General features: G+C 73.3%; 7 protein-coding genes. 3 read left to right on the plus strand and 4 right to left on the minus strand.

Going from position 1 to position 7,715, the window contains the following annotated elements:
- Nucleotides 1-251 precede the first annotated feature (251 nt).
- Together CSC64_RS13540 and CSC64_RS13545 are read left to right on the plus strand one after the other, a co-directional pair.
- Entirely contained in the window at nt 252-812 is a 561-nt protein-coding gene (locus CSC64_RS13540) for a thiol:disulfide interchange protein DsbA/DsbL (protein ID WP_162435859.1), read from the plus strand.
- A gap of 122 nt (nt 813-934) precedes the next feature.
- Nucleotides 935-1,675 (plus strand): endonuclease/exonuclease/phosphatase family protein, encoded by a 741-nt coding sequence (locus CSC64_RS13545; protein ID WP_238390049.1) that lies wholly within the window; start codon nt 935-937, stop codon nt 1,673-1,675.
- A gap of 4 nt (nt 1,676-1,679) precedes the next feature.
- Here the strand turns inward: CSC64_RS13545 and CSC64_RS13550 are convergent, their stop codons facing one another.
- Nucleotides 1,680-2,456 carry an SDR family oxidoreductase gene (locus tag CSC64_RS13550; RefSeq protein WP_162435861.1) on the minus strand — a complete coding sequence of 259 codons (777 nt, stop codon included), beginning with the start codon at nt 2,454-2,456 and terminating at the stop codon, nt 1,680-1,682.
- Nucleotides 2,457-2,495: 39 nt separating this feature from the next.
- On the opposite strand from CSC64_RS13550, the gene CSC64_RS13555 reads away from it, so the two are divergent.
- Nucleotides 2,496-2,759 (plus strand): hypothetical protein, encoded by a 264-nt coding sequence (locus CSC64_RS13555; RefSeq protein ID WP_425501735.1) that lies wholly within the window; start codon nt 2,496-2,498, stop codon nt 2,757-2,759.
- Nucleotides 2,760-2,804: 45 nt separating this feature from the next.
- Here CSC64_RS13555 and sppA read toward each other — a convergent pair whose 3' ends face one another.
- The 3 genes from sppA to CSC64_RS13570 all read right to left on the minus strand — a co-directional run.
- Nucleotides 2,805-4,709, minus strand: coding sequence for a signal peptide peptidase SppA (gene sppA / locus CSC64_RS13560; RefSeq protein ID WP_162435862.1), 1,905 nt, complete (start codon nt 4,707-4,709; stop codon nt 2,805-2,807).
- An 84-nt stretch (nt 4,710-4,793) separates the two neighbouring features.
- Nucleotides 4,794-6,188, minus strand: coding sequence for an MATE family efflux transporter (locus tag CSC64_RS13565; RefSeq protein WP_162435863.1), 1,395 nt, complete (start codon nt 6,186-6,188; stop codon nt 4,794-4,796).
- Between the two features lie 72 nt (nt 6,189-6,260).
- On the minus strand, nt 6,261-7,715 hold a 1,455-nt coding region (locus CSC64_RS13570; protein ID WP_162435864.1), incomplete at its 5' end, for a DUF3619 family protein.

Below are 7,715 nucleotides of genomic sequence, written 5' to 3' on the forward strand. Positions count from 1 at the left end.
CCCCCCCCCCCCCACCTTTACATGTCAACCCCCCCACCTCCCCACCCCGCCCCCCGCACGCCCCATATGACTCCCCCCCCCCCCCCCCCCCCCCCCCCCGCGCCCCCCCCCGCGGCCCCCGGCGCCCCCCCGCCGGGCGGGCGCGACACCCCGCCCCCCCCCCCCCGCCGGCCCCGCCCCCCCCCCCCGCCGACCCCCCGCCCCCCGCCCCGGCGCCGACCGCGCCGACCGGCCCGGCCCCGGTCGCCGGCGTGGACTACACCGAGATCGCCAATGGCCAGCCGTTCCAGCCGGGCACCGGCAGGATCGAGGTGGCCGAAGTGTTCGGCTACACCTGCCCGCACTGCGCCACGTTCGAACCCGAACTGCAGGCCTGGAAGAAGCGCCAGCCGGCCGACGTGGCCCTGGTCCAGGTGCCGGGCGCGTTCGGCGGCTACTGGAACCCGTACGCGCGCGCCTTCTACGCCGCCGAGGCGCTGGGCGTGCTGGAGCAGTCGCACGGGGCGATGTTCAACGCGGTGCACGTGCAGCGCAGCCTGCCGGTGAACGCGAACGTGTCCGCCGCCGACCTGGCCCCGTTCTACGCCCAGTACGGCGTGGACGCCAAGCGCTTCACCGATGCCTACAACAGCTTCGGCGTCGACGCGAAGATCAACCGCGCCAGGCAGTTCGCGACCCGGACCCGGGTCGAGGGCACCCCGTCGATCGTGGTCAACGGCAAGTACAACGTGTCGGTGGACCAGCAGGGCTTCGGCAAGATGCTCAACACGGTCGACTGGCTGGTCGCGCAGGAGCGTGGCGCCGCGCACTGACGCGCGCGCCCGTTCCCGGCACTCGCCCACAGGACCGCCGCATGGGCTCCCCCACGCCCGCGTACGACCCCAACGCCGCACCGGCCGTCGATGCGCTCGCGGCCGGCACGCGCAGCCTGCGCATCCTCAGCGCCAACATCCAGGCCGGCTCGAGCACACGCCGCTACAGCGACTACGTGACCCGCAGCTGGTCGCACGCGCTGCCGGCCGGGCGCAAGCGCAGCAGCCTGGACGCGATCGCGCAGCTGGCCAGCGGCCACGACATCGTCGGCCTGCAGGAGGCCGACCCGGGCAGCCTGCGCTCGGGCTTCACCAACCAGACCCACTACCTGGCCCAGCGCGGTGGCTTCGACTACTGGAAGCACCAGCCCAACCGCAGCGTCGGCGGCGTGGCCTCCAGCGCCAACGGCCTGCTCAGCCGGCTCGAACCGGTGCGCACCGCCGGCCATTCGCTGCCGGGCCGGATCAAGGGCCGCGGCGTGCTGATGGCGCATTTCGGCGACGACCGCGAAGGGCTGGCGGTGGCGGTGGCGCACCTGTCGCTGGGCGCGAAGTCGCGGATGGCGCAGCTGTCGTTCATCGCCGAGGTGCTGCAGGACCATCCCAACGCGGTGCTGATGGGCGACTTCAACTGCCTGCCCGACCAGCCCGAGATGGAAGTGCTCTACCGCAACACCACCCTGCGCCCGCCCGAGTGCCCGGTGCCGACCTTCCCCAGCTGGAAGCCGCAGCGCGCGATCGACCACATCCTGGTCAGCGGCGAGCTGAAATGCCGGGGCAGCAAGGCGTTCCCGGCCGCGTTCTCCGACCACCTGGCACTGGCGATGGAAATCGAAGTGCCGGAGACCGCGCTGCGCACCTGAGCGTTCAGAAGCCGTAGCGCAGGAAGCCGCCGTCCACCGCGATGCATTCGCCGGTGACGTAGCTGGCCGCCGGCAGGCACAGGAACGCGACCGCGCCGGCCACCTCCTCCGGCTCGCCGATCCGCCGCATCGGCGTGCGCGCGACCACTTCCTCGTAGTAGTCCGGGTCCGACAGCGGCCCGGAGGTACGCCGGGTGCGGATGTACCAGGGCGCCACCGCATTGACCCGGATGCCGTCCTCGGCCCATTCGGCGGCCAGGTTGCGGGTCATCTGGTGCAGCGCGGCCTTGCTCATGCCGTAGACCACGCCGCTGCGCACGTGGGTGATCCCCGACACGCTGCCGACATTGACGATGCTGGAGGCCGCATGCCGCGCCAGCAGCGGATGCGCGTAGCGCGACAGCTCGAACGCGGCGAACAGGTTGGTCTCGAAGATCCCGCGCCACTCGTCCTCGGTGTAGTCCACCGCGGCCTTGGTCACGTTGCCGCCGGCGTTGTTGACCAGGATGTGCAGGCCCTCGCCCTGGTCCTCGACCCAGTCCAGCAGCGCCTGCCGCTCCTCGTCGTCGGAGACGTCGGCGGCCATGGCCAGGATGTCCTGCGCCGGATGGCGCTCGGCCAGTTCGTCGCGCGCTTCCTGCAGCGGATCCTCTTCGCGCGCCACCAGCAGCAGGTGCGCGCCGAGCGCCGCCAGTTCGCGCGCGATCGCCAGGCCAATGCCGGCGCTGGCGCCGGTCACCAGCGCCAGTTGCCCGTCCAGCCGCCACCGGTTCGTCGTCATGGGCGTAGGATAGCGCCGGCCTTCCCGCGGAGCGCATCGATGCCCGACATCCATCCGCCGCAATCCACGACTGCGCGCCGATGTGCGCTGGCTCTGGTCGCGGTCCTGGGCATGGCCACGCTGGCCGCCTGCCGCCCCGAGCCGCCACCGACCGAACGCCCGCCGGAACCGCAGGCGCGGGCCCACACCGAACTGCGCGACGCAATCCAGGCGCCGCAGGACAAGGCCCGTGCGGTCGAGAAAACCCTGCAGGACGACGCCGCCCGCCAGCGCGCGCAGATCGAAGCCGCCGAGGGCGGCTGACGCAGTACCGGGCCGCCCGTGCGGCCCGGCGCCGCACTCAGATCGTCACCAGCCGCAGAAGCAGTACGCCAGCGACTTCACCGGTGCGCCGTTGCGGTCCTTGACCGCGTTCTCGACGAAGCGCAGCTGCGCCTCGGCCTCCGGCATCGCCCTGGCCAGGGCCGCGCGCGCCAGGCCCGAATCCTGCAGCAGCGCGCCACCGAGGCGGCTGCCGGCGAACCCGGCCATGAACTGTGCGAACGGCGTGGCCGGCTTCTCGATGTAGTTCACGCGGAACTTGTCCTGCTCCAGGTCGGCGCGTTCGGCCGCGTCGGCGATCGCGTCGCGCAGCCCGCCCATCTCGTCGACCAGGCCGCGCTCGTGCGCCTGGGTGCCGCTCCACACCCGGCCGCGGGCGACCGCGTCCACGTCTTCCAGCGGCTTGTTGCGCGCGGCGGCAACCTTGCCGGTGAAGTCGGCGTAGCCCTTGTTGATCACCGCCTGGACCACGCGGCCCACTTCCGGGTCCATCGGCCGGGTCACGTCGAACGCACCGGCGAACCGGGTGGTGCTTACGCCGTCGGTGTGCACGCCGATCTTGTCCAGGGTGCGGGCGAAGTTGGGGATCATGCCGAAGATGCCGATCGAGCCGGTGATCGTCGAAGGATCCGCGTAGATCCGGTCCGCGTTCATGCTGATCCAGTAGCCACCGGAGGCGGCCAGGTCGCCCATCGACACCACCACCGGCTTGCCGGCGGCCTTGAGCTGCTCGACTTCGCGGCGGATCTGTTCGGAAGCGAACACCTCGCCACCGGGCGAATCCACGCGCAACACCACCGCCTTGACCTCCTCGTCGTCGCGCGCCTGGCGCAGCAGCGCGGCGGTGGATTCGCCGCCGATGCGGCCGGCCGGCTGTTCGCCGCCGCTGATCTCGCCCTCGGCCACCACCACCGCCACCTGCGGGCGGCGGTCGACCGGCAGGCGCCGGCTGTCCAGCTGCGCCAGGTAGCCGGACAGGGACACGTTGCGGAAACCGCGGTCGTCGTCCTCGTCGGCCACGCCGCGCTCGGCGAGCAGCGCCTCGACTTCCTCGCCGGTCTTGAGGCCGTCGACCAGCTTCATCTGCTGCGCGTATTTGGCCAGGTCGCCGCCGGCGGCCTCGATGCCGTCGGGCAGCGCGTCGATCTGCGCGGCCAGCTGCGCCGGATCGAGCTTGCGCGCCGCGCCGACGTCGGCCAGGTAGCGCTGCCACACGTCGTTCATCCAGTACAGGTCCGCTTCCTTGGCCTCCGGCGAGGCCGCGTCGAGGATGTACGGCTCGGCCGCGGACTTGAACTCGCCGACGCGGAACAGGTGCACGTCCACGCCCAGCTTGTCCTGCAGGCCGGTGCGGAAGTACTGGCGGTAGCGGGCCATGCCTTCCAGCAGCAGCGAACCCATCGGGTCCAGGTACACCTCGTCGGCCTGCGAGGCCAGCAGGTACTGGCCCTGGCTGATGTTCTCGCCGAACGCCACCACCTGCTTGCCGCTGGCGCGCAGTTCGCCCAGCGCGCGCGCGACTTCGCGCATCGAGGCCATGCCGGAGGGCTGCAGTTCGTCCAGTTGCAGCACCACGCGCTCGATGTGCTTGTCGTCCTTGGCCGCCTCGATCGCGCGCAGCAGGTCGCGCAGCTGGATGTCGTCGGCGCTGCGGTCGCCCATCGCGCGGGCCAGCGCTCGGGTCACCGGATCGGTGGTGTACTGCTCCACCAGCCGCCCTTCCGGCGCGATCACCAGGGTGGTGCGCTCCTGCAGCGGCTTCACCCCGCTGCCCTTGCCCAGCGCGGCGAGGAACACCAGCAGCACCAGCAGCAGCAAGCCGAAGAACAGCAGGTTCACGATCAGCCGGCGGGTGAAGTTCATCACGTCCCACAGCCCGGTGAAGAAACGGGCGACGGGATTGGGACGCGGCGGCAGGGGGGGCGGGTTCATCTGACAGCGGCTCCGGCGGGCGTTGTGCGGATCGGTACGGCTTGCAGGATAGCCGCTGCGTGGCGGCCTTTCATAAGCCTGAAGTCAGGGTGCCGGCGAAGATGCGGCGGACGGCGTGGCCACGGCGACCGGCGGCGGCAGGTGGCGCAGCCGCCAGGCCAGGCGCCCGCCCATCAGCACCGCCGCCGCGGACAGGCCCACGATCAGCCCGGCCCACATGCCCTGCGGTCCCCAGCCCAGTCCCAGCCCCAGGCCGGCGCCCAGCGGCATGCCCAGGCCCCAGTAGGCGGCCGCGGCCAGGAACATCGGCACCCGGGTGTCGCGCAGGCCGCGCAGCGAGCCGGCCGACATCACCTGGATGCCGTCGGGGAACTGGAACGCGGCCGCGTACAGCAGCAGCGCCGAGGCCAGCGTCGCCACCGCCACGTCGGCGGTGTACACCGCCACGATCGCGTCGTGGCCCAGCAGCAGCACCAGCGCCGAACACAACTGCGTGGCCAGCACGATCACGTAGCCGGCGCGCGCGGCGCGGCGCACGCCGGACGGATCGCCCGCACCCAGCGCGTGGCCCACGCGCACCGTGGTCGCCTCGGCCAGGCCCATCGGCAGCATGAAGCACAGCGCCGAGACATTGATCGCGATCTGGTGCGCGGCCGCGGGCACTTCGCCCAGCCGCGCGATCAGCAACGCGGTGGCGATGAACAGCCCGCCCTCCATCAGCACCGTCACCCCGATCGGCAGGCCGGTGGCGAGCAGGCCGCGGATCGCCGGCCAGCGCGGCGGTTCGAAGTGCGCGAACAGGCCCAGCGGCGCGAACCGCTTCGACTTCCACAGGTAGGCGGCGAAGGCCAACGCCTGCAGCCACATCACCGTGGCCGAGGCCGCGCCCAGCCCGGCCGCACCCATCTCCGGCAGCGGCCCGGCGCCGAAGCACAGCGCGTAGCCCAGCGGCGCCAGCACCGCCAGCCCACCGAAGCCGAGCACCATCGTCGGCAGGGTCCAGTGCGTGCCTTCGCTGAGGTAGCGCATGCAGAAGAACAGGACCAGCGCCGGCGCGCCCCAGCGCACCGCATGGCAGAACGCGGTGGCGCCGGGAACGATGTCGGCGGCGATGCCGAACGCGCCCAGCAGCAGCGGCGCGGCGCTGAGGAACACCCACATCAGCAGGCCCAGTCCCAGCGCCAGCCACAGCGCCTGGCGGAACAGCGGCGCGATCTCGCCGCGGCGGCCACCGCCATCGAGTTGCGAGACAGAAGCGGTGAGTGCGATCAGCGTGCCCAGCGGCACCATCATCGGCAGCCACAGCAGCGCGGTACCCACCGTCACCGCGGCCAGCGTGCGGGTGCCGTGGTGGCCGGCGATGACGTTGTCGACGAAGTTGATCAGGCCGGTGGACACGTGGCCCAGCACCAGCGGCAGGGCGAGGGTCGCGGTGGCCCGCAGCTCCTGGCCGAAGCGCGGCGTGGCGGGGGAAGGCATGGGGTCCGTGGGCGGGCTGCGGTCGTGCGGCGGGCACCGGCACCGGGCTCCGGCAGGGCGCCATCTTAACGGCTACTGGCGGCCGCGCTGCTCCAGCCACGCGCCGCGCTGCGCCGGCGGCGTGGCCAGCAGCTCGCGGCGCAGCGCCTCGCGCCCGGCCGGCGGCGTGCGCTGTGCCAGTTCGCCCAGCCGCGCGCGCTGGGCGGGCGTGAGCGTGCGCAGCACCGCCAGCAGCGGTGCGCGCTCGTCTTCCGGGACGAAGCCCAGCAGCGGCTGCAGGGCGAAGAAGTCCGCGCCCAGCGCCGGGCCGAGCAGCCAGCCGCGGCGTTCCATCGCGTCCAGCGCGGCGAAGCGCGCGCGCAGTTGCGCCTGGCTGGCAGGATCCTGCGACTGCAGCGCGGCGGCGGCGGCATGCACCTGCGCCTGCTCGACCGCGTCCAGCTGGCGCCATGCGTCGAGCAGGGTGGCGTCGTCGAAAGCGGCGGCGGACGCGGGCGGATCACCAGCACCCGCCGGCGCACCGGCCTCGCGCTCGATCCGCGGCGGCGGCGCGCCGGCCGCCTGCCAGGACAGCAGTGCCAGTTCGGCGATCACCGGGTCCTGCAGCGGCTCGGGCAATGGCAACGGGCCGTCCGCCGGCAGCGCCGGGGCTTCGGCCGGCGGCAGCGCTTCGACCACGACCGGTTCGTTGTCGTGCACGCGCAGGTCGTCCACCGCTGCGGCCACGTCCACACCGGCAGCTGCGTCGGTTCGCGCGGTTCCAGGCCAGAAGCGCCGGGCCATCAGCCCGGCCAGCAGGGCCATCACCGCGAGGATCGAGAACAGGACCGCGCGCCAGCGGCCCGGCCCGGGCGACGGTGGCGGAGGCGTCCTTGCCGGTCGCGCGATCGCGTCGTCCCGGGTGGCGGCCGCTGCGCCGTCCCGCGCAGGCGCCAACGCGTGGCCAGCCAGCGCCGCCTCGCGCAGTTGCGCCAGGCGCAGCGACTGCTGCGCATCCAGGTCGCGGCCCGCCTGCTGGATCGCCTCCGCCTGCGCGCGCCAGCCAGCCGCGTCCGCCTCACCGGTGGCGTCGCGCGGGCAGGCTTCGGCCAGCGCCTGCTGGTAGGCGGGCAGGTCCAGGCCCATGGCTGCGGCCGCGGCGGCTTCGTCCAGGCCGGCGACCTGGCGCAGCAACAGCGCGCGCCGCACCGGCAGGCGCAACGCCGGCAGGAAGGCCAGCGCCGGCGGCCAGCCGGCGGCGTCCACCGCCGACTCCACCGGCAGCGCCAGCAGCAACTTCCAGTAGCGCTCCGGCCATTCGGCCATGGGCATCCGCGCGGCCGGTCCGGGAAAGGCACGGATCGCCGCGGCCAGGGCCTTCTCGGCCGCGGTGGCGTCGCCACCCTGCAGCCACAGGAATACGAAGGCGCGCCGTTCGGCGCCGCGCAGGAAGGCGGCCAGGGCGGCGGGCAGTTCCGCCGCACGGGCCAGGGGCTGTCCCTTATACCCATCGTACGCCGCCGCCGAGGGAGGTGGGTGGGGGTCTGG

Source organism: Pseudoxanthomonas koreensis (genome assembly GCF_010093225.1).
GTDB classification, from domain to species: domain Bacteria; phylum Pseudomonadota; class Gammaproteobacteria; order Xanthomonadales; family Xanthomonadaceae; genus Pseudoxanthomonas; species Pseudoxanthomonas koreensis.